Below are 20935 nucleotides of genomic sequence, written 5' to 3'. Positions count from 1 at the left end.
GACACCGAGGCCGCAGCATGGCCACCGGCGCCCTCCTTATTCGGGATTGACCAGACGGTCACCCACCCGCACGCCGGTGCGGATTTCCAGAATCAACGCATAGGAAACCCGGTCAAAGGTGCGGAACACCATCACATGGCCATTGCGCTCGCTGGGCAGCTTGATCACCGTCTTCGCGGCATCGGTGCTGTCCTTGAGGCGATCACCCTTGGTCATGATGTGAAGCACCTGGCCGGCTTCCATGCCGTCCTTCGTGCCCCGGTTGATGGCAATGACCTGGTTCTGTGCGGCGTAGGTCACCGAGTTGCCGCCATAAATCGAGACCACCCGCGCATCGACCTCCACCTGGGGTGCGCGTGGCGTATAGCTGACGAAAGCGCGCGCAGGCGCTGGCAGCAGCCGGTCTCCCGCACGAACCTCTTCCTTGGTCGCAGACAGCGCCACGGTGGCGGGCACGTAGTCATACGCAATGCCGCCCTTGCCATTGGCCGATTCTTCCACCGACTCGCCACGCACCAGCTCTGCCTTGCCGACATATTGCGCTTCGTAACCCAGGATTTCACCCGTCAAGGGGTCCTTGAGGGCAATGGCATCCCGGAACACCCGGTAGTGGCGGGATGCACCGGCCTCCATCCGCAGCGGGCTGGATTCATCGCCCCGGGCATAGGCACGGTCGCCGTCGGCCATCAGCACGCGCTCGTCCACGGTGGCCACGATGCGCGGCGCACGCTGGAGCACCTCGGCGTCCACCACCAGCGGCTCCACCAGGAAAGGCTCGATGAGGTGCGGCTTGAGTGTGGGCAGGGCGGTATCGGCCAGGCTGTCGCTGCGCGTGCGGGGTGACACCCGCACCGTGTCAGGCGCGCCGCGGGCGCTGGTGCGCAGGCGCGCATAGCCGCCGTTCTTTTCAAGATGGAGCGTCTGGCCCGGAAAGATCAGATGGGGATTGGGCAGGGCCTGGAGGTTCATGCCCCACAGCTCGGGCCAGCGCCATGGGCGCTGGAGGTACATCCCCGAAATACCCCAGAGCGTGTCTCCGCGTTTCACCACATAGGTGTCAGGAGCCCCGGGTGCCAGCTCGGAAAGAGGAACGCCACGTTCGGCCACCTGTTGCGCCGTGGCACGCTGGCCGCTCGAAACAGGATAGTTCTGCGCGTGAACCGGCACGGCAAGCAAAGCGCCGGCAATTACTGTCAACGCACCCAGGGCGGTTCGCCGCACGCTGGTGAATGCCGTCATGTTGTTCCTTTTTTGATGCATTGTGAAACGCCCCCTCACTGGCGCCGCGATCGATTGCCCAATGCAAGCCGCCGGGCAGATACGTTACAAACCGTCTGAGATTTTCTGCTCAAGCCCTTGATTGGGCAACGAATAATGCACCAGGCGGCTGCAGCGCGGGGCAAAAGTGGCGAAAATAGCGACAGCTTTCACCTTCATTCATGGCAATTCTTCCCATTCTCTGTTATCCGGACCCCCGTCTTCACAAGGTCGCTCAGCCGGTCCAGGCAGTGGACGCCCGTGTCCAGGCGCTGGTTGCGGACATGCTCGCCACCATGTACGACGCCCACGGCATCGGCCTGGCAGCCACGCAGATCGACGTGCACGAGCGCATCGTGGTCATCGATGTCTCCGAGGAGCGCAACGAGCCGCTGGTGCTGATCAATCCGGAGATCGTCTGGGCCAGCCCGGAAAAGCATGTGGGCGACGAGGGCTGCCTTTCGGTGCCTGGCATCTACGACGGCGTGGAACGCGCGGCGGCCGTGCATGTGCGGGCGCTGGATGCGCAGGGGCAGTCGCGCACCCTCGAAGCCGAAGGCCTGCTGGCCGTCTGCATGCAGCATGAGATGGACCACCTCATGGGCAAGGTGTTCGTGGAATACCTCTCGCCGCTCAAGCGCAACCGCATCAAGACGAAGATGCTCAAACAGCAAAGAGAAGCACGCGAGTGAGTACCAACGCACTGCGCCGCCTTGGCATCGGCGCCGGTGCGCTGGTTCTGGTGGGACTGCTGTCGGCCTGTGCCTCGCCGGACCGGGAAAAACCCGGGGCCACCCGCGCCGAAGTGCTGTCGCGGCTGGGTCCGCCCTCCAGTGCGACCGCCCTGGAAGGCGGGGCAGAACGCCTGCTTTACTCCACTCTGCCAGCGGGCCGCCAGGTGTTCCACCTGGACTTCGATGCCGCCGGACGCCTTCAGCGCGTCGAGCAGACCCTCACCTTCGCCCGCTTCTCGGGCATTGCACTCAACGCATGGACCGCGGCCGACGTCGAGCGCAGCTTCGGCCCGCCGATGCTGATCGAGCGGGTGGCCCGCTTTGATGGCGATGTCTGGACCTACCGGTTCATGGACGACTACGAACCGCGCATGGCGCACATCCACATCGACCACGCGGGCACGGTACGCCAGCTGCTCTTCACCGACGACCAGCCCGTGGGCGATGACCGGAACCCCTGAGAGCGATCGCCCGACATTCCTTCATGAACATCATCTTTGCCGGAACCCCCGAATTCGCCCGCATTGCCTTGCAACGCCTGCTGGACGCCGGATTCACCGTCCCCCTTGTCCTCACCCAGCCCGACCGTCCCGCGGGCCGGGGCATGAAACTGCAGGCCTCGCCCGTCAAGCAATGCGCACTGGAGCATGGCATTGCGGTGGCCCAGCCCCGCAGCCTGCGCCTGGATGGCAAATTTCCAGAAGACGCCGCTGCTGCACGCGACGCCTTGCAGGCCGCCCAGGCCGATGTAATGGTGGTGGCCGCCTACGGCCTGATCCTGCCGCAGTGGGTGCTGGATGCCATGAGCGCCGCCTGGCCGCCCGAAGGCGCGAAGGCCCCCTCGGGGAGCGTGGGGGCCAGGGGCCTGGGTTGCCTGAACATCCACGCCAGCCTGCTGCCACGCTGGCGCGGCGCCGCCCCCATCCACCGCGCCATTCAAGCGGGCGATGCCGAGACGGGCGTCACCATCATGCAGATGGATGCGGGCCTGGACACGGGCGCCATGCTGCTGACCGAAAAGCTGGCCATCACCCCCCGCGACACCACGGCCTCGCTGCACGACCGGCTGGCCCACATGGGCGGCCGGCTGATCGTGGAGGCCCTGGAGCTGGCGGCCTGCGGCGGCCTGCAGCCGGTGGCGCAGCCGGCGCAGGGCGTGACCTATGCCCACAAGATCGAAAAATCCGAAAGCACGGTGGACTGGTCGCTGCCGGCCGAGGTGATCGGCCGGCAGATCCGGGCCTTCAACCCTTTTCCCGGGGCAAGCACCACACTGGGCACCGAGACCATCAAACTCTGGGACTATGAACTCCATAGCCATCAGAGCACACCGGACAAGCGCTACGGCCAGATCTTGTCCGTAGACAACACCGGCGTGCTGGTGGCCTGCGGCGAAGGCGCCCTGCGCCTGACCAGCCTGCAGCGGTCCGGCGGCAAGCGCTTGCCCGCCTCCGAGTTCCTGCGCGGCTTCCCGCTGCAACCCGGCATGGTGCTGGGGGCCGAGCCTCCCGCGCCAGCGATCGCGTCCACGGGCCCATGAGCATCGCGTCGGTCCGCCAGACCCTGCGCCACCCGGCGTTTCGCCTGGCCATCACCGACATGGCCGGCACCTCGCTGGGCCTGGCCGCCTGGGCCATGGTGACGGGCGTGGCCATGGTCAAAAGCGGCATGTCGGTGTCCATGGCGATTTTCATGTCACTGGTGGTCTATGCCGGCAGCGCCCAGCTGGCCGTGATTCCGCTGCTGGCCACCGGGGCGCCGCTGTGGGTGGTCTGGCTCACGGCGTCGTGCGTGAACCTGCGCTTCGTGATCTTCAGCAGCCTGTGGCGCAGCTACTTTGCGCACCTGCCGCGGCGCTGGCGCGTGACCATTGGCTACTTCAGCGGCGACGTGATCTTCGTGGCCTTCATGAAGCGCTTTCCGGCACCGCAGCCTGCGCCCGACCAGCTGCCCTATTTCTGGGGCGCCGCCGCCACCAACTGGCTGGCCTGGCAGGTGCCGTCGATTGCCGGCATCCTGCTGGCCAACGCCGTGCCGCTGTCCTGGGGCCTCGGATTTGCCGGTGTGCTGGCGCTGCTGGGCGTGCTGCTGTCGCTGCTGTTCGACCGCGCCACCTGGCTGGCCACGGGGGTGGCCGCCACCGCCGCCATTGCCGCGTTTGCGCTGCCGCTCAAGCTCAACATCCTGGTGGCCATTGCCGCAGCAGTCACCGTGGGGCTGCTGATCGAGGCCGTGGACCGGCGCCGCCACAAACCCGAGGTGCTGCTGGTGCCGGCCAACAGCCGGATCACCGCCGATGGGCTCGAACAAGTCGAAGCGGGCGACGCCGTGGCATTGCGCGAGGAGCAGCATCCATGAACTGGGATGGACTGGAAGCCTTTGTCGCGGTGATCGGCCTGGCCTTGCTCACGGTGCTGACGCGCTCGTTCTTCATGATCCCCGAGCGCGAGCTGCCCCTGCCCGACTGGCTCAAGCGCGGACTCAAATATGCGCCGCTGGCGGCGCTCACGGCCGTCATTGCGCCCGAAATACTCATGTCGCACGGCGCGCTCATCGCCACACTGAAAGACGCGCGCCTGCCCGCCGTGCTGTGCGCCGTGGCCTACTATTTCTGGCGCCGCGGCATCCTGGGCACCATCGTGGTGGGGATGCTGGTGTACCTGCCACTGCACATCGGCTGGGGCTGGTAGGCCGGCAGGCCCCCGCAGCAGGGCAGGGCAGGACGGGGCGGGGCGGGGCGGGGCGGGGCGCCTAAAATGACAGCCCCGTTACACGTGCCCCCTTCGCGAGCTACTTGCCCATGAACATCCTGCGTTTTTCCGACCTGTGCGCCCAGAACCGAGTCCGTGGTCAGCGCGTCTTCATCCGTGCGGACCTGAACGTGCCGCTGGACGCCGCCGGCCACATCACCGAAGACACCCGCATCCGCGCCTCGATCCCGTGCATCCGCATGGCGCTGGACGCAGGTGCCGCCGTGATGGTGACCAGCCACCTGGGCCGCCCCACCGAAGGCGCGTTCCAACCCGAAGACTCGCTTGCGCCCGTGGCCCGGCGCCTGTCCGAGCTGCTGGGCCGCGACGTGCCGCTGCTCGCCCACTGGGTGGACGGCGTCACCGTGGCCCCGGGGCAGGTGGTGCTGCTGGAAAACTGCCGCGTCAATGTCGGCGAGAAAAAGAACAAGGAAGAGCTGGCCCGCAAGCTGGCCGCCCTGTGCGACATCTTCGTGAACGACGCCTTTGGCACGGCCCACCGCGCCGAGGGCACCACCTACGGCATCGCCCAGTACGCCCCGGTGGCGTGCGCCGGCCCGCTGCTGTCGGCCGAAATCGACGCCCTGACCAAGGCCCTGGCCCAGCCCCAGCGCCCCCTGGCGGCCATCGTGGCCGGCTCCAAGGTGTCCACCAAGCTCACCATCCTGCAAAGCCTGGCCGACAAGGTGGACCAGCTGATCGTGGGCGGCGGCATTGCCAACACCTTCATGCTGGCCGCCGGCCTGCCCATCGGCAAGAGCCTGGCCGAGCCCGACCTGCTGGACGCCGCCCGGTCGGTGATGGCCGCCATGAAGGCCCGCGGCGCCGAGGTGCCGATTCCTACCGATGTGGTCACCGCCAAGACCTTCGCCGCCGACGCCCCCGCCACCATCAAGGCCGCCACCGATGTGGCCGACGATGACCTGATCCTGGACATCGGCCCCCAGACCGCCGCGCGGCTGGCCGCCCAGCTCAAATCGGCCGGCACCATCGTCTGGAACGGCCCCGTGGGCGTGTTCGAGTTCGCGGCCTTTGAAAACGGCACGCGCGAGATCGCCCAGGCCATTGCGCAATCGCCCGCGTTCAGCATTGCAGGCGGCGGCGACACCCTGGCGGCCATTGCCAAATACGGCATCGAGCAGCAGGTGGGCTACATCTCCACCGGTGGCGGCGCCTTCCTCGAAGTGCTCGAAGGCAAGACCTTGCCGGCGTTCGAGATCCTGGAAAAACGGGCTGCTGCACAGTCCTGAGGGGCGCACTGAAGAAGGGCCGTTGCGACGGCCTTTTTTCTGCGCGCTTACACCTTGCCTGGCCCGCCTAAAATTGCGCCCATGACCTTTCTCGACATGCTGCGCAATGCCGCCACCCAGAACAACTCGATGCTCTGCGTGGGACTGGACCCTGAACCCACCCGGTTTCCCGCCGGCATGCGCGGCGACCCGCACAAGATCTACGATTTTTGTGCCGCGATTGTGGACAGCACGGCGGATGTGGCCTGCGCCTTCAAGCCCCAGATTGCCTACTTTGCGGCCCACGGCGCCGAAGACCAGCTCGAGCGCCTCATGCAACACATGCGCTGCAACGCGCCCCAGGTGCCGGTGATCCTGGATGCCAAGCGGGGCGACATCGGCTCGACTGCCGAGCAATACGCCAAGGAGGCGTTCGAGCGCTATGGCGCCGACGCCGTCACGCTCTCGCCCTTCATGGGGTTTGACTCCATCGAGCCCTACCTGGCCTACCACGGCAAGGGCGCGTTCCTGCTGTGCCGCACCTCCAACCCCGGCGGTGACGACCTGCAAAACCAGCGCCTGGCCAGCATCGAGGGCCAGCCCCTGCTGTACGAACATGTGGCCCGCCTCGCCCAAGGCCCCTGGAACCGCAATGGCCAGCTCGGCCTGGTGGTGGGCGCCACCTACCCCCAGGAAATCGAACGCGTGCGCAGCATTGCGCCCACGCTGCCCCTGCTGATCCCCGGCGTGGGAGCCCAGGGCGGCGATGCCGTGGCCACGGTGCGCGCCGGCCTGCGCACCGACGGCCCCATCATCGTGAACTCGTCACGGGCCATTCTGTATGCCTCGGGCGGCGACGATTTCGCCGCCGCCGCGCGCCACGAAGCGCTGCGCACCCGCGCCGTGCTGCAGGCGGCGTGCGGCTAAGGATTTATCCGTAAATTAAGTAAACTCCAGACCTGAGACGACCTTCACTCGGTACAGGAAAGACAGATGGCCAAGGCCCATGCCCATTCGTGGGAGGTGACGGATGAATTCTGGGCCCGGGTAGAGCCCCTGGTGCCCCAGCCAGTGCGCGACCCGAACAAGCAATACCTGCGCAGTGCGGGAGCGGGGCGTCCACCAAAGGCGCCGCGATTGGTCTTTGAAGCCATCGTGTATGTGCTCAGGACGGGCTGCCAATGGAAGGCGTTGCCCAGTGAACGCTTTGGCAGTGCCAGCGCGGTGCACCAGAGATTCATGCAATGGTCCAAGGCTGGGTTCTTTGAGTCGTTATGGAAGGCGGGCCTTGCCGAATACGACGAGCTCGAAGGTATTGCCTGGCGCTGGCAGAGCATCGACGGGGCGATGATGAAGGCGCCGCTGGCGCAAGAGGCCGTTGGACCCAACCCCACGGATCGGGGAAAAAAACGGCAGCAAGCGCCACCTGCTGGTGGACGGGCGTGGCGTCCCGTTGTCACTCGTCGTGACGGGAGCCAACGCGCACGACGTGACGCAAATTGAGGCCGTGCTCGATGCCATCGTGGTCCAACGTCCGACTCCCAAGCAGCGTCGATCCAAACATCTGTGCGCCGATGCGGGCTATCGGGGCAAAGGCGCCATGGCCGTGATCCTTGCCCATGGCTATATCCCGCATGTGGTCAGTCGCAAGAGCGAAGCGGCGCAGAAAAAGCGAGAGCCAAAGAAGAAGGCCCGCCGCTGGGTGGTCGAGGCCTGTCATGGCTGGTTCAACCGATTCAGGAAACTATTGGTGCGCTACGAAAAGCTCGAACACACCTTCCTGGCGCTCAACCACCTGGCGGCAGCCATCATCGCCCTGCGCAAGATCGAGCTGCCAGTCAACATTATTTACGGATAAATTCTAAGAGGCGCTGCGCAACATACCGGATTGCTATTGATTAAATAGCTACAAACGCCTGATGAATAAGCGCTTCAGGCCTTTTTTATGCCCAACCGCGGTCCCAGCACCACACACGCCAGGGCCAGCACCACGCAGGCCACGCCCGCCCATTGCCAGGCCGTGATGGCCTCGCCCAGCACCCCCATGCCTGCGGCAATGCCGACCAGCGGAACACCCAGGCTGAAGGGTGCCACGCGGTTGGCCGGGTAGCGCTTGAGCAAGGTGGTCCACATCCCGTAGCCCAGCACCGTGGCGGCCCAGCCCAGGTACGCCAGCGACAGCCAGGCCACCAGCGGCACGGCGGCCCAGGTGGCCGGATCGAGCCAGCGGCTCGCATCGGGGTCCAGCCAGAGCGACAGCAGGGTGAAGGGCAGCACCGGCACCAGGCTGCTCCAGACCACGAACGAGAAAGGGTCGTAGCCCGGCGAGGCTTGCTGCGCCAGGCGCGAGACGATGTTCGACGCGGCCCACCAGGCCGCAGCGCACAGCGTCAGCAGCAAGCCGGCCAGCGTGGTGCCCGCCGCGGCATCACCCGGCTGCACGTAGTTCATCGCAAAGCACAGCAACCCCAGCCCCGCCAGCACGAGGCCCAGCACCAGCGGCCGGCCGGGGCGCTCGTGCAGCACCGCAAAACCGAACAGCGCCGTGAAGAACACCTGCGTCTGCAGCAGCACGCTGGCCAGCGCCGCCGTCATGCCCATCTGCAGTGCCACAAACAAGAAGCCGAACTGCCCCACGCCCTGGAAGCTGCCAAACAGCAGCACCCAGCGCCAGTGCATGCGCGGCGCCCGCACCAGCAGCACCAGGGGCACCGCCGCCCACAGGTAGCGCAAGGCGCCCAGCTGGAAGGGCGTGAAGCTGCGCAGGCCCCACTTCATGGCCACGAAGTTCACGCCCCAGAGCACCACCACCGCCAGCGCGGCCAGAAGATCGCGGCCCCGCATCGGGCCAGGTGCAGCAGGCATTTGCCGCCTTACTGCGCAGCGCGCGCCGCTTCGTCGGCCCAGCGCAAGACGATTCCCCCCAGGATGCGGCCGGATGGCGATGGTGCGCCACAGCGGGCCAGAAAGCGCAAGGTGATGGAATGCATGCTGGGGGATCTCCGCAAAAGGGACGCCAGACATTATTCACCAGCGTCTGCAGCCTGCCGATAGCCCCCAAGCGATCGAGCAGCTGCCGCCATCGCCTGATGTGAGCGTAATACCACTTTGCGCGAGCAATCCATGCATTGCGCTACGGATGGTGCAGCCCCGCATGGTTTTGCCGTCTGCCCTGGCCGCCGGCACGGTAGCCGAGCAGGGCCATGAGGTGGTGGGCGCCATCCGCCGCGTGACCGACATCGTGGGCGAAATCCGCGCCAGATGCGCATTTGAGGCGGTTTTGGGCATTATTTCTCGCTGTTCAACAGCGGTGGCGATGCAACACCCCGTTCGCCTTCCCTTGCCAGCTCTGCCAATTCCACCGCGGTGAACACGCGGGAACGGGTGTGGAAGGCCTTGCCCTCCGGCCCCTCCAGCGAGAAGGTGCCACCCGTTCCCTCGATCACATCGATGATGAGCTGCGTGTGTTTCCAGGTCTCGTACTGCGCGCGCCCGATGTAGAACGGGCAGCCGCCGATGTCGCCCAGGTACACGTCGCCCGCACCCATCGTGATCTCGCCGGGCAGATAGCAGTTGGCCGCGCTGTTGTCGCAGCAGCCGCCCGACTGGTGGAACATCAATTCGGGGCCGTGCTTGGTTTGCAGAAAGGCCACCAGCTCCAGCGCGGCGGGGGTGGCGATGACTTTTTCGACCATGGTTGTCTCCAGCGTGCGATGCAAAAGAAGCAAAAAGCGGCGCGTTGGAACAACGCGCCGCCAGCAGCGTGTCCTGCGGTTCACAGGCCGTTTCTGGCTAGGCGTCTCCGTCGCAGACAGTAGCAACGCTACGGCAAGACGGAGCAACGACGCCAGGGACGGTCTGTGGGCCGCCGCCCCTCAGAAGAAGCCTAGCTTGTTTTCGCTGTAGCTGACGAGCAGGTTCTTCGTTTGCTGGTAGTGGTCCAGCATCATCTTGTGCGTCTCACGCCCGATGCCCGATTCCTTGTAGCCGCCAAACGCCGCGTGCGCGGGGTAGGCGTGGTAGCAGTTGGTCCACACGCGCCCGGCCTTGATCGCGCGGCCCATGCGGTAGGCGACATTGCCATTGCGGCTCCACACGCCGGCGCCCAGGCCGTACAGCGTGTCGTTGGCAATCGCCAGCGCCTCGGCCTCGTCCTTGAAGGTGGTAACGGCCAGCACGGGGCCGAAGATTTCTTCCTGGAAGATGCGCATCTTGTTGTGGCCCTTGAACAGCGTGGGCTGCACGTAGTAGCCGCCCTCCAGGTCGCCGCCCAGGTGGGCCTGGCCGCCGCCGGCCAGCACCTCGGCGCCTTCCTGCTTGCCCAGGTCGAGGTAGCTCAGGATCTTGGTGAGCTGCTCCTTGCTGGCCTGGGCGCCCATCATGCTGTCGGTGTCGAGCGGGTTCTGGTGCTGGATGGCGGCCACGCGCTTCAGGACACGCTCCATGAACTTGTCATAGATCGATTCCTGGATCAGCGCGCGCGATGGGCAGGTGCAGACCTCGCCCTGGTTGAACGCGAACAGCACCAGGCCTTCGATGGCCTTGTCCAGAAACGCATCGTCCTTGTCCATCACATCGGCAAAGAAGATGTTGGGGCTCTTGCCGCCCAGCTCCAGCGTGGCGGGGATGAGGTTGTTGGCGGCGGCCTGCGCAATCACGCGGCCGGTGCTGGTGGAGCCGGTGAACGCAATCTTGGCGATGCGCTTGCTCGTGGCCAGCGGCATGCCGGCCTCGCGGCCAAAGCCGTTGACAATGTTGAGCACGCCGGGCGGCAGCAGGTCGGCAATCAGCTCGGCCAGGATGAGGATGGAGATGGGCGTGGACTCTGCCGGCTTGAGCACCACGCAGTTGCCCGCACCAATCGCAGGGGCCAGCTTCCAGGCCGCCATCAGGATGGGGAAGTTCCACGGAATGATCTGGCCCACCACGCCGAGCGGCTCCTGGATGTGGTACGCCACGGTGTTCTCGTCGATGTTGGAGAGGGCACCTTCTTGTGCCCGCACGCAGCCCGCAAAGTAGCGGAAATGGTCCACGGTGAGCGGGATGTCGGCGTTCAGCGTCTCGCGGATGGCCTTGCCGTTGTCCACGGTTTCGGCATAGGCCAGCAGCTCCAGGTTCTGTTCGATGCGGTCAGCAATCTTCAGCAGGATGTTGCCGCGCGTGGCGGCGTCGGTCTTGCCCCAGGCGTCGCTTGCGGCGTGCGCGGCGTCCAGCGCCAGCTCGATGTCTTCGGCGGTGGAGCGGGCGGCCTGGGTGTAGACCTTGCCGTTGACCGGCGAGATCACATCAAAGTATTGGCCCTTGACCGGGGGCACGAACTGGCCGCCGATGAAGTTGTTGTACCGGGGCTGGTAGGCGATCTTGGCGCCAGCGGCGCCGGGGGCTGCGTAAACGGTCATGGTGCATGTCTCCTGCGAGGGTTGTGTGCATCGGGCCGACCCTGCGGGTCCGTCCGATACCCACCCTCTACTCAAGACGCATGCCAGCACGCGCCGGCGCGTGGGGCCTTGATTTCATTGGAGTTTTTCTGCCGGCCAGGGTGTAGACCTGTCGCGACGGACAACACCGCACTGTGCCGGGCCGCGACACCTGTCACGAACTGGAACAGTTGGCGCCCACCTTGCGCCCATGCCTTTACCCCCCGGCGCATTGAGCTTGCAGCAACTGTCCAGCACGGCCATCGACCAGGCCCTGCAAGCCGCACGCGGCAACCTGTCACAGGCAACGCGCCAGCTGGGCATCAGCCGCCAGACGCTGTACCGCAAGCTGGCTTCACGCACGCATGGATCAGCCCTCAATGCAATAGCTCTCGACGCCTGATGGATATGCGCGAGAAGCCATTTTCATCCAGATATCTGTCCCAAATACGGTGCCAGATACCGCCCCGTGTGGCTGGCCGGGTTGGCCGCCAGTTCCTCGGGCGTGCCCACGCCCACCACGGTGCCGCCGCCCGCGCCGCCCTCGGGGCCCATGTCGATGAGCCAGTCGGCGGTTTTGATGACGTCGAGGTTGTGCTCGATGATGACGATGGTGTTGCCCGCATCGCGCAGCTGGTGCAGCACCTTGAGCAGCAGGTCGATGTCGGCAAAGTGCAGGCCGGTGGTGGGCTCGTCCAGGATGTAGAGCGTGCGACCGGTGTCGCGCTTCGATAGCTCCTGCGCCAGCTTCACGCGCTGCGCCTCGCCGCCCGAGAGCGTGGTGGCGCTCTGGCCCAGGCGGATGTACGACAGGCCCACGTCGAGCAGCGTCTGCAGCTTGCGCGCGATGGTGGGCACGTCCTTGAAGTAGGCGGCGGCGTCCTCGACCGTCAGCTCCAGGATCTGCGCGATGTTCTTGCCCTTCCACAGCACTTCGAGCGTCTCGCGGTTGTAGCGCTGGCCGTGGCACACGTCGCAAGGCACGTACACGTCGGGCAGAAAGTGCATCTCCACCTTCACCACGCCGTCGCCCTGGCAGGCCTCGCAGCGGCCACCGGCCACGTTGAAGGAAAAGCGGCCGGGGCCGTAGCCGCGCTCCCTGGCGGTGTTGACCTCGGCCATCAGCTCGCGGATGGGCGTGAACAGGCCGGTGTAGGTGGCGGGGTTGCTGCGCGGCGTACGGCCGATGGGCGACTGATCGACGTTGATGACCTTGTCGAAGTATTCGATGCCCACGATCTCTTCGTGCGGCGCAGGCTCGTCGTGCGCGCGGTACAGCTGGCGCGCCACGGCCTTGTAGAGCGTGTCGTTGACCAGCGTGCTCTTGCCCGAGCCCGACACGCCCGTCACGCAGGTGAGCAGCCCCACGGGGAAATCCACCGTCACGTCCTGCAGGTTGTTGCCCGTGGCGCCCGCCACGCGCAGCGCCTGCACGGCGCCCTGGCGGGCATGGTGCTCGGCCATGCGCTCGGCGCGGCGCTTGCTGGCCTCGGTCTGCGGAAAGCGCGACTTGGCCTTGGCCTCGACCACCGGCGCGGCCGGCTCCAGCACCGGCAGCCAGGGCGTGCGGCGCCGGGGCACGGCAATGGTGCGCGCACCCGACAGGTACTGGCCCGTGAGCGACTGCGCATTGGCGCGCACTTCGTCGTACGTGCCCTGCGCCATCACGCGGCCGCCGTGCACGCCGGCGCCGGGGCCCATGTCGATCACCTGGTCGGCGGCGCGCATCATGTCTTCGTCGTGCTCGACCACGATCACGCTGTTGCCGATGTCGCGCAGGTGCTGCAGCGTGGCAATCAGGCGGTCGTTGTCGCGCTGGTGCAGGCCGATGCTGGGCTCGTCCAGCACATACATCACGCCCGTCAGGCCCGAGCCGATCTGTGACGCCAGGCGGATGCGCTGCGCCTCGCCGCCGGAGAGGGTCTCGGCGCTGCGGTCCAGGCTCAAATAGCTCAGGCCCACGTCGTTCAGAAACTGCAGCCGCGTGGCGATCTCGCGCACCACCTTGTCGGCAATCTCGGCCTTGGCGCCGGTGAGCTTGAGGTCGTTGAACCAGGCATGGGCATCGCTCAGCGTGGCGTGGCTCACCTCATAGATGGCGCGGGCCTGCGCCCCCTCGCCCAGCTTCACATGGCGGGCCTCGCGGCGCAGGCGCTGGCCCTGGCATTCGGGGCAGGGCTGGGTGCCGCGGTAGCGGGCCAGGTCTTCGCGCACCACCACTGAATCAGTCTCGCGCCAGCGGCGCGCCATGTTGGGCAGGATGCCCTCGAACACATGCTTCTTGACGATAGCCTTGCCCTTGGAGGCGCCGCTGTCCATGATGTAGCTGAAGGCGATTTCTTCCTCGCCCGAGCCGTGCAGGATGGCGTGCTGCACGGGCGCGGGCAGTGATTCGAACGGTGCCTCGATGTCAAACGCGTAGTGCCTGGCCAGGCTCTCCAGCATGGCAAAGTAGTAGCCGTTGCGCCGGTCCCAGCCCTTGATGGCGCCGCTGGCCAGGCTCAAGGACGGAAAGGCCACCACGCGCGCCGCATCGAACACCTCGCGCTGGCCAATGCCGTCACAGGCCGGGCAGGCGCCCATGGGCGAGTTGAACGAGAACAGGCGCGGCTCCAGTTCGGCCAGCGCATAGCTGCACACCGGGCAGGCAAATTTGCTGCTGAACAGGTGCTCCTGCCCCGTGTCCATCTCCAGCGCCAGCACGCGGCCGTTGCCTTCGTGCCCGCCCACGCGCAGTGCGGCCTCAATGCTCTCGGCCAGGCGCTGCTGCAGGTCGGCGCGCACCTTCACGCGGTCGATCACCACGTCGATGCTGTGCTTCTCGGTTTTCTTCAGCTGCGGCAGGTTCTCGTGCTCATGGATCTGGCCGTCCACCCGGAAGCGGATGTAGCCCAGCGCCTGCATCTGCGCGAACAGCTCGGTGAACTCGCCCTTCTTCTCGCGCGCCACGGGGGCGAGGACCATGAGCCTGGTGTCCTCGGGCAGGGCCAGCACGGCATCCACCATCTGGCTCACGGTCTGCGCCGCCAGCGGCAGGCCGTGGTCGGGGCAATACGGCGTGCCCGCGCGGGCGTACAGCAGGCGCAGGTAGTCGTGGATCTCGGTCACCGTGCCCACGGTGGAGCGCGGGTTGTGGCTGGTGGCCTTCTGCTCGATGCTGATGGCGGGCGACAGGCCTTCGATCAGATCGACATCGGGCTTGTCCAGCCGCCCCAGAAACTGCCGCGCATAGGCCGACAGGCTCTCCACATAGCGCCGCTGGCCCTCGGCATACAGCGTGTCGAACGCCAGGCTGGACTTGCCCGAACCCGACAGCCCCGTGATCACCACCAGCTGGTTGCGCGGAATGTCCAGGTCGATGTTCTTGAGGTTGTGCGTGCGCGCCCCGCGGATGCTGATGCGCGCCTGCGCCAGGGCATGTCCCAGGTAAAGACCCGGGGGCCCGGAAGGCTGGTCATCGGCAGGACGTTGGGGCAGGGAAGGGTTCACAGTGGGGCGCACGCCAGAAAGCAGAAAAACCCACCATGATAGTGACGCGGGGCATTCCATGCAGGGCGCCGTCCGGGCAGCCTGTGCGCGGATCGCGGACAATCAAACGCTTTATCGCTTCTGCGGCCCAGGCCCACCGGCCCCTTTTGAGCGTGTCTGACATTACCGTGCCCCCCCCAACCTCTTCGCCCACCCCCGCAAACCCCTCCACGGCCATGACGCCGCTGGAGCGCCGCTCCAGCATCAGCCTGGCGCTGATCTTTGCGCTGCGCATGCTGGGCCTGTTCCTCGTGCTGCCGGTTTTTGCCCTGGAAGCGCGCAAATACCCCGGCGGCGACGACCCCGCGCTGGTGGGCCTGGCCATGGGCATCTACGGCCTGACCCAGGCCGTGCTGCAGCTGCCGCTGGGCATGGCCTCCGACCGTTTCGGGCGCAAGCGCGTCATCGTGCTGGGCCTGCTGGTGTTTGCGGCGGGCAGCCTGCTGGCGGCGCTGGCCGATTCGCTCACCGGACTGCTGGTGGGCCGGGCGCTGCAGGGCGCCGGGGCCGTGTCGGCCGCTGTCACCGCCCTGCTGGCCGACCAGACGCGCGACGCCGTGCGCACCAAGGCCATGGCGCTGGTGGGTGGCAGCATTGGCCTGATGTTTGCCGTGGCGCTGGTGGCGGCCCCCGTGCTCACGGCCCATATCGGCCTGGCGGGCCTTTTTGGCCTGACCTGCGCCCTGGCGCTGGCCGGCGTGGCCGTGGTGCTGTGGTGGGTGCCGGCAGAGTCGGCCGCGCACAAGAACGCGCCGCGCGGCCGCCTGGCCGATGTGTGGCGCCACCCCGATCTGCTGCGCCTGAACCTGGGCGTGTTCGTGCTGCACACCGTGCAGCTGTCGATGTGGGTGGCCGTGCCCGCCATGCTGGTGCAGGCCGGCCTGACCAAAGACCACCACTGGCAGGTGTACCTGCCGGCCGTGGTGCTGTCGTTCGTGGCCATGGGCGGGCTGTTTGCGCTGGAGCGGCGCGGCCGACTGCGCGGCGCCCTGCTGGGCGCGATTGCGCTGGTGCTGCTGGTGCAGCTGGGCCTGGGTGCGCTGGCCGCCAGCGGCGCCACGCCCACGCTGTGGGTGCTGGGGCCGCTGATGTTTCTGTTCTTTTGCGGCTTCAATGCGCTGGAGGCCAGCCAGCCCAGCCTGGTGTCGCGCATGGCGCCCGCGCCGGTGCGCGGCGCGGCGCTGGGCAGCTACAACACGCTGCAGTCGCTGGGGCTGTTTGCCGGCGGCGCACTGGGCGGAGCGCTGTTGAAATGGGCCGGCGCCCCCGGGCTGTTTGCCGCCACCGCCGCCTTGACCGCCCTGTGGCTGGTGCTGACCTGGCCCCTGCAGCCCGTGGGCCGCAACGCCGGCGGCGGGCACTGAAATATGGCCCTGCCGCAGGCCGTGAGCGCAGCCTCCGGTTGCGGCACAATGCAGCTTTTTGGCGCCTGGAATTCCCTCAAATCCGGCGCTTTCACCCTTTGAAGGCAAAGACACCACCATGGCATCCATCAACAAAGTCATCATCGTCGGCAACCTGGGCCGCGACCCTGAAATGCGCACTTTTCCCAGTGGCGACCAGGTGGCCAACGTGACCATTGCCACCACCGACAAGTGGAAAGACAAGCAAACCGGCGAAATGAAGGAAGCCACCGAGTGGCACCGCGTGGTCTTCAACGGCCGCCTGGCCGAGATCGTGGGCCAGTACCTGCGCAAGGGCTCGCAGGTGTATGTCGAAGGCAGCCTGCGCACCCGCAAGTGGACCGACCAGGCCGGCGTGGAAAAGTACAGCACCGAGATCCGCGCCGACCAGATGCAGATGCTGGGCGGCCGCCAGGGCATGGGTGGCCAGGGTGGCGGCCATGACGACGGCGGCTACGGCGGCGACCAGGGCGGCGGCTACGAAGCCCCCCGCCGTGCACCCGCCCCCATGCAGCAACGCCCCGCAGCACCCGCCCCCCGGCCCGCACCCACCCCGGTGGCGCAGGCCCCGCGCGCGGCCTCGGGGTTTGACGACATGGACGACGACATTCCGTTCTAAAACCTATCAGCCACCTATGACAACGGGTGCCTTCTGGCACCCGTTGTCATTTGCATCATCGAGATCAGATTTGGACGTCTCCCACATGACCTGGCTGAATGCCACGACGCGGCTGTCGGAATCTTTGACAGGCGGCCGGCCATAGCGCCGCCACTGCGTTGCAACCCACTGATTTCAAATGATTTTCATGACTCGGCACGAGTTATGCGTGACTTTTCCCGGCGAGGGGTTTCATCCCGAAATCTCACATCACCAGGAGAGCTAACATGTTGAAATCAATGTTTGTGGCGGCACTGGCCGCTGGCGTGCTGGCTGCGCCAATCGCAGCAACGGCCACCACCGTGACGCAGCTGATTCACTTCGATGACGCCAGCAACGGCTGGAAGTGGTACAGCGACGTGGATCGAAATTTCCTCTTCGACCCCACCAACCTTCAATCCTCCACGCTCTGCGCCGACTCCACCAACGGCGGCAACGGCAGTTGTGTGATCGAAGGCACGCAAGGCGTGCTGCCATTGATGACGCGTCCAACGACAGGGTCAACGCTCCAAGGCTCATCGAACCAGGCTCCAGATGCCTCAGGGTTCGGGACGTTCACCTTGGATTCGTTCTATTTCCTACTGACGGGCAACGGTACAGGTGCGGAGAATGCCATCACGGTTACAGGCGGCACGGGCACGTTGCCGGGTTCGAATGTGCTGCATAGCTACACCTTTGCCTTGGGCACGAATTGGGATGGCCTTCCGCTACCGGATGTCACGTTCTATGAAGGTGTCAACGCGGGCAACCTGGCCGGCGACTTGTTGAAGAATACCGGCTACATCGCAAGCTTCGGCAACTTGTTCGCGGGCATCACCTGGATGCAGTTCTCGGCGCCGAGCACCGCAGAGGTACGGCTCGACTGCGTCGTCGCCACGTTCGACGGTACCACCACGCAACCCGCATCGGGTTTCAGCAACGGCTGTGGAGGTCCCACCCAAGTTCCAGAACCTGGAACGCTTAGCTTGTTGGCTCTGGCGCTGCTGGGCCTCGGCTTCAAGGGACTGCGCAGGTCCACCTGACTTTCTAGCGAGAGATTCGGGCGCCGGGGTCAATTGCCCCGGCGTCGGTCTATCTGGCGAACCATTGGCAAACGCTGGATAGCGCTTTTGCGGTACGCGCGGACTTGGTGGCTGCGTTCAGTCGACCGCCCACGCAATCACGCCGCCACCCAGGCAGATCTCGCCATCGTAGAGGACGGCGCTTTGGCCCGGCGTGACGGCCCACTGGTTCTCGGCAAACTGCAGCTGGAACGCACTCCCGTCTTCCACACCCGAAAGGGTGCACGCTGCATCCTGCTGGCGGTAGCGCGTCTTGGCGGCATAAACGCCGGGCGCGGGTGCCTGGCCCGCGCACCAGCTCGCGTCCTGGGCATTCAGGCGGTGCGACAGCAGCCAGGGGTGGTCATGCCCCTGCACCACGCGCAGCACGTTCTTGTCCAGATCCTTGCGCGCCACGAACCAGGGCGCATGCTCGCCCACGCCGCGCTGGCCGCGCTGGCCGCGCTCCAGCGCCGCCTTCAGCTCGGCGCCCTTGGCCTTCACGCCGCCAATGCCCAGGCCCTGGCGCTGGCCCAGGGTGTAGAAGCTCAGCCCCACATGCTGGCCCAGCGTGCGCCCCCGGTCATCCTGGATGGGGCCGGGCGCATGGCGGATGTAGCGGTTCAAAAACTCGCGAAACGGCCGTTCGCCAATGAAGCAGATGCCGGTCGAATCCTTCTTCCTGGCATTGGGCAGCCCGATTTCTTCGGCAATGCGGCGCACCTCGGTCTTGTGCAGCTCGCCCACGGGGAACAGCGTTTTCGACAGCTGTGCCTGGTTCAGCCGGTGCAAAAAGTAGCTCTGGTCTTTGCTCGGGTCGAGCCCCTTGAGCAGCTCGAACAGGCCGCTCGTGGCGTTCTGGCGCACGCGTGCGTAATGACCGGTGGCGATCTTCTCGGCCCCCAGGCGCATGGCGTGGTCGAGAAAGGCCTTGAACTTGATCTCGGCGTTGCACAGCACATCGGGGTTGGGCGTGCGCCCCGCCTGGTATTCGCGCAGAAACTCGGCGAACACGCGGTCCTTGTAGTCGGCGGCGAAGTTGACATGCTCGATCTCGATACCGATCACATCGGCCACGGCGGCAGCGTCCACGAAGTCGATGTTGGACGAGCAGTATTCGCTGTCGTCGTCATCCTCCCAGTTCTTCATGAAGATGCCGACCACCTCGTGGCCCTGCTGCTTGAGAAGGTAGGCGGTGACGGCGGAGTCCACGCCCCCCGAGAGGCCGACGACAACGCGCTGTTTGGTAGGTGCAGTCATTGGTCTGATTGTATTTTTTATGCACTGGACGGCCTGCGCAAGGTTGGAGAACGCGTACCGGCAAGGTGGGCATGTGCCCCTCGGAACGGAACCATCCCTAAGGCTCAGGCGTTGGGCGTGACGAGGTCTCGGGGGTCTGCCGATGGTGTGGTCGAGCGCGTCGATGTGACGGGCTTCAATGCAGCAGCTTGACCAGGTTGCCCGCAGCCGCCGGGCCGTACTGCTTGACGATGTCCCACGTCTGCGCGACCAGCGGGTGGTCGCGGTGGGCGCTCAGACCCGACAGGGGGTTCAACCGCGTGCCCTTGGCCCAGGCCACCACGGCGGGGTGGACCAAGCGCGCGCGCTCGTGCGCCAGCAGCGCCAGGTAGGCCGTCAGATAGTCGCGGGGCGCATCCCAGTAATGGATCGGCGGGCACATGCGGTTCTTCTCGCCGGTGTCAGCAATGGTGGCCTCGACCACGCCCAGCAGTGCGAAGGGGTAGCAGGCGAAGCTCCAGAACAGCGGCTGGAGGGTCACCCGGTCGGCCTCGAAGATCGGCCGCAGCGGCGGCCGCGCGAGGCCGACGGCGGCGCAATGCACGTGCAGCGTTCCGGGGCCGGTGGGAACCGCACCGTCGTCGAACACGATGCGGTCGCGCTCGATGCGGCGCACATGCCCGCGCCGCACCACGTCGCCGATCTTGCGCAGCAGGGCGAGTTCGGCCTCGCTGACCATGGCGCCATGGCTCATCGTGGGCGCCACGGTGGAGTCCACCCGCAGGAAGAAGCCGTCGGCCTCGAGCCGGGCAAACACATCGTCGGCCGACGTGGCCTGCGCCATGGCCTTCAGCTGCAGGCCGACGCCAGCGAAGAAGGCGGGTAGGCCTTCCGCCGGCTGGTGGAAGCGCCGGTTCAGCCACCATCCTTCGCGTGGCCGGATCCACTGGATGCTGCTGGCCGACACGCCCTGCGTCAGCAGCCAGACGCAGGTGTCCAACGCCGTCTTGCCAGTACCGATGATCACGACCCGCTCGGGCGGGTAGGTCACACGCACGACATCGCCTGCGGCCACGCAGCGCACGCCCTCGGCCACCTCGAACGGCGGCGGGCTGGTGGCGGGAATGCGCCCTTCGAGGTAGCCGGTGTCGACCCACTTGCTCCGCACGCGCACCTCCTGCACCGCGCCGGTCAGGCGCGATGTGATGAAGTGGCGTCCGTCGGGCCCGATGGCGTGATCGCTGCAAGGCCGGTGCTGCACGCGTCCGGTCGGCAGGAAGTGCTGGTCCAACACCTGCGTGTAGTACGCGCGCAGTTCGTCGGCGCTCGCCTGCTCGTGGAACCCGGCGTTGACGCCGCTGGGGTTCACCGTGCCACGTCCCAGCGGCACCGACGACACGCCGTAGAACGCGGAGGGCTGGTGCAGGCGCACGAAGGAGTAGGCTTCGATCCAGTGCCCACCTGGCGCGTGGCGGCGGTCCACGAGGGTGACGGTGGCGTCAGAGTGGCTGAGCAAGGCGTCGGTGAAGGCCATGCCGGCCGCTCCAGTGCCGACCACCAGGTAATCCGTCTCGAGAGTTGCGCGCATCATCTCTCCTTTGCCGCCCGGTCTGATGCGGAGTCGCACCCCTGGCTCGTCGCATTAGATACAGGTCCGTGCACCTTGCCAAGCGGCATGGC

General features: G+C 66.4%; 19 protein-coding genes. 12 read left to right on the top strand and 7 right to left on the bottom strand.

The features are described 5' to 3' along the window. Window positions 1-36 precede the first annotated feature (36 nt). On the bottom strand, window positions 37-1239 hold the full coding sequence (locus AC1RDS_RS16045; RefSeq protein ID WP_092697852.1) for a LysM peptidoglycan-binding domain-containing protein: 1203 nt from the start codon (window positions 1237-1239) through the stop codon (window positions 37-39). Window positions 1240-1439: 200 nt separating this feature from the next. Here AC1RDS_RS16045 and def point away from each other — a divergent pair, with 200 nt between their 5' ends. From def to AC1RDS_RS16005, 8 genes are all read left to right on the top strand, one after another. Continuing rightward, window positions 1440-1949 carry a peptide deformylase gene (gene def / locus AC1RDS_RS16040; protein WP_092697851.1) on the top strand — a complete coding sequence of 170 codons (510 nt, stop codon included), beginning with the start codon at window positions 1440-1442 and terminating at the stop codon, window positions 1947-1949. Next, complete coding sequence (locus tag AC1RDS_RS16035; protein ID WP_244273648.1) at window positions 1946-2452, top strand: hypothetical protein; 507 nt, start codon at window positions 1946-1948, stop codon at window positions 2450-2452. The genes def and AC1RDS_RS16035 overlap by 4 nt, the downstream gene beginning before the upstream one ends. Window positions 2453-2475: 23 nt before the next feature. Continuing rightward, window positions 2476-3531, top strand: a complete 1056-nt coding sequence (locus AC1RDS_RS16030) for a methionyl-tRNA formyltransferase (RefSeq protein WP_092697850.1) — start codon at window positions 2476-2478, stop codon at window positions 3529-3531. Next, entirely contained in the window at window positions 3528-4349 is an 822-nt protein-coding gene (locus AC1RDS_RS16025) for an AzlC family ABC transporter permease (RefSeq protein ID WP_092697849.1), read from the top strand. Before AC1RDS_RS16030 ends, AC1RDS_RS16025 begins: the two co-directional genes overlap by 4 nt. Continuing rightward, the gene (locus AC1RDS_RS16020) at window positions 4346-4681 is read left to right on the top strand and encodes an AzlD domain-containing protein (protein ID WP_092697848.1); all 336 of its coding nucleotides are present in this window, start codon (window positions 4346-4348) and stop codon (window positions 4679-4681) included. The genes AC1RDS_RS16025 and AC1RDS_RS16020 overlap by 4 nt, the downstream gene beginning before the upstream one ends. A gap of 110 nt (window positions 4682-4791) precedes the next feature. Further along, window positions 4792-5991, top strand: coding sequence for a phosphoglycerate kinase (locus AC1RDS_RS16015; RefSeq protein ID WP_287877002.1), 1200 nt, complete (start codon window positions 4792-4794; stop codon window positions 5989-5991). An 81-nt stretch (window positions 5992-6072) separates the two neighbouring features. Continuing rightward, window positions 6073-6897, top strand: coding sequence for an orotidine-5'-phosphate decarboxylase (gene pyrF / locus AC1RDS_RS16010; RefSeq protein ID WP_287877004.1), 825 nt, complete (start codon window positions 6073-6075; stop codon window positions 6895-6897). Window positions 6898-6963: 66 nt separating this feature from the next. Next, window positions 6964-7828 (top strand): IS5 family transposase gene (locus tag AC1RDS_RS16005; protein WP_492227185.1). Its coding sequence is split into 2 segments (ribosomal slippage): window positions 6964-7376 and window positions 7375-7828, totalling 867 coding nucleotides; the frame shifts between segments, so codons are not numbered across the junction. Between the two features lie 74 nt (window positions 7829-7902). Here AC1RDS_RS16005 and AC1RDS_RS16000 read toward each other — a convergent pair. The 3 genes from AC1RDS_RS16000 to exaC all read right to left on the bottom strand — a co-directional run bounded on the left by AC1RDS_RS16000 (window position 7903) and on the right by exaC (window position 11369). Beyond that, a complete protein-coding gene (locus tag AC1RDS_RS16000) occupies window positions 7903-8835 on the bottom strand; it encodes an EamA family transporter (protein WP_092697845.1) in 933 nt (310 codons plus the stop codon). 422 nt (window positions 8836-9257) lie between these two features. Beyond that, on the bottom strand, window positions 9258-9665 hold the full coding sequence (locus tag AC1RDS_RS15995) for a DUF779 domain-containing protein (protein ID WP_492227184.1): 408 nt from the start codon (window positions 9663-9665) through the stop codon (window positions 9258-9260). Between the two features lie 180 nt (window positions 9666-9845). Beyond that, window positions 9846-11369 carry an acetaldehyde dehydrogenase ExaC gene (exaC, locus tag AC1RDS_RS15990; protein ID WP_287877010.1) on the bottom strand — a complete coding sequence of 508 codons (1524 nt, stop codon included), beginning with the start codon at window positions 11367-11369 and terminating at the stop codon, window positions 9846-9848. 229 nt (window positions 11370-11598) lie between these two features. Here exaC and AC1RDS_RS15985 point away from each other — a divergent pair, with 229 nt between their 5' ends. Then, on the top strand, window positions 11599-11790 hold the full coding sequence (locus AC1RDS_RS15985) for a helix-turn-helix domain-containing protein (RefSeq protein ID WP_425285656.1): 192 nt from the start codon (window positions 11599-11601) through the stop codon (window positions 11788-11790). Window positions 11791-11813: 23 nt separating this feature from the next. Here AC1RDS_RS15985 and uvrA read toward each other — a convergent pair whose 3' ends face one another. Next, the gene (gene uvrA, locus AC1RDS_RS15980) at window positions 11814-14864 is read right to left on the bottom strand and encodes an excinuclease ABC subunit UvrA (RefSeq protein WP_492227188.1); all 3051 of its coding nucleotides are present in this window, start codon (window positions 14862-14864) and stop codon (window positions 11814-11816) included. A gap of 227 nt (window positions 14865-15091) precedes the next feature. On the opposite strand from uvrA, the gene AC1RDS_RS15975 reads away from it, so the two are divergent. From AC1RDS_RS15975 to AC1RDS_RS15965, 3 genes are all read left to right on the top strand, one after another. After that, window positions 15092-16279: an MFS transporter gene (locus AC1RDS_RS15975; protein ID WP_287877079.1), complete on the top strand. Its 1188-nt coding sequence runs from the start codon at window positions 15092-15094 to the stop codon at window positions 16277-16279. A gap of 118 nt (window positions 16280-16397) precedes the next feature. Next, complete coding sequence (gene ssb / locus AC1RDS_RS15970; protein ID WP_492227183.1) at window positions 16398-16937, top strand: single-stranded DNA-binding protein; 540 nt, start codon at window positions 16398-16400, stop codon at window positions 16935-16937. 266 nt (window positions 16938-17203) lie between these two features. After that, window positions 17204-17998, top strand: coding sequence for a PEP-CTERM sorting domain-containing protein (locus AC1RDS_RS15965; protein WP_492227182.1), 795 nt, complete (start codon window positions 17204-17206; stop codon window positions 17996-17998). A gap of 117 nt (window positions 17999-18115) precedes the next feature. On the opposite strand, the gene mnmA is transcribed toward AC1RDS_RS15965, so the two are convergent. Together mnmA and AC1RDS_RS15955 are read right to left on the bottom strand one after the other, a co-directional pair. Next, window positions 18116-19297 carry a tRNA 2-thiouridine(34) synthase MnmA gene (mnmA, locus tag AC1RDS_RS15960; RefSeq protein ID WP_492227187.1) on the bottom strand — a complete coding sequence of 394 codons (1182 nt, stop codon included), beginning with the start codon at window positions 19295-19297 and terminating at the stop codon, window positions 18116-18118. Window positions 19298-19451: 154 nt separating this feature from the next. After that, window positions 19452-20843 (bottom strand): NAD(P)-binding protein, encoded by a 1392-nt coding sequence (locus AC1RDS_RS15955; protein WP_492227181.1) that lies wholly within the window; start codon window positions 20841-20843, stop codon window positions 19452-19454. Window positions 20844-20935: the final 92 nt, after the last annotated feature.

It is taken from the genome of Acidovorax sp. GW823-FHT02H02 (assembly GCF_058797075.1).
The sequence above is the reverse complement of the archived record's forward strand: the minus strand, read 5'-3'. Positions and strand labels throughout refer to the sequence as shown.

Coding starts and splice junctions, on each gene's coding strand:
- AC1RDS_RS16045 (WP_092697852.1), bottom strand. CDS start 1,239: ATGACGGCATTCACCAGCGTGCGGCGAACCGCCCTGGGTGCGTTGACA.
- def (WP_092697851.1), top strand. CDS start 1,440: ATGGCAATTCTTCCCATTCTCTGTTATCCGGACCCCCGTCTTCACAAG.
- AC1RDS_RS16030 (WP_092697850.1), top strand. CDS start 2,476: ATGAACATCATCTTTGCCGGAACCCCCGAATTCGCCCGCATTGCCTTG.
- AC1RDS_RS16025 (WP_092697849.1), top strand. CDS start 3,528: ATGAGCATCGCGTCGGTCCGCCAGACCCTGCGCCACCCGGCGTTTCGC.
- AC1RDS_RS16020 (WP_092697848.1), top strand. CDS start 4,346: ATGAACTGGGATGGACTGGAAGCCTTTGTCGCGGTGATCGGCCTGGCC.
- AC1RDS_RS16015 (WP_287877002.1), top strand. CDS start 4,792: ATGAACATCCTGCGTTTTTCCGACCTGTGCGCCCAGAACCGAGTCCGT.
- pyrF (WP_287877004.1), top strand. CDS start 6,073: ATGACCTTTCTCGACATGCTGCGCAATGCCGCCACCCAGAACAACTCG.
- AC1RDS_RS16000 (WP_092697845.1), bottom strand. CDS start 8,835: ATGCCTGCTGCACCTGGCCCGATGCGGGGCCGCGATCTTCTGGCCGCG.
- AC1RDS_RS15995 (WP_492227184.1), bottom strand. CDS start 9,665: ATGGTCGAAAAAGTCATCGCCACCCCCGCCGCGCTGGAGCTGGTGGCC.
- exaC (WP_287877010.1), bottom strand. CDS start 11,369: ATGACCGTTTACGCAGCCCCCGGCGCCGCTGGCGCCAAGATCGCCTAC.
- AC1RDS_RS15985 (WP_425285656.1), top strand. CDS start 11,599: ATGCCTTTACCCCCCGGCGCATTGAGCTTGCAGCAACTGTCCAGCACG.
- AC1RDS_RS15975 (WP_287877079.1), top strand. CDS start 15,092: ATGACGCCGCTGGAGCGCCGCTCCAGCATCAGCCTGGCGCTGATCTTT.
- ssb (WP_492227183.1), top strand. CDS start 16,398: ATGGCATCCATCAACAAAGTCATCATCGTCGGCAACCTGGGCCGCGAC.
- AC1RDS_RS15965 (WP_492227182.1), top strand. CDS start 17,204: ATGTTGAAATCAATGTTTGTGGCGGCACTGGCCGCTGGCGTGCTGGCT.
- AC1RDS_RS15955 (WP_492227181.1), bottom strand. CDS start 20,843: ATGCGCGCAACTCTCGAGACGGATTACCTGGTGGTCGGCACTGGAGCG.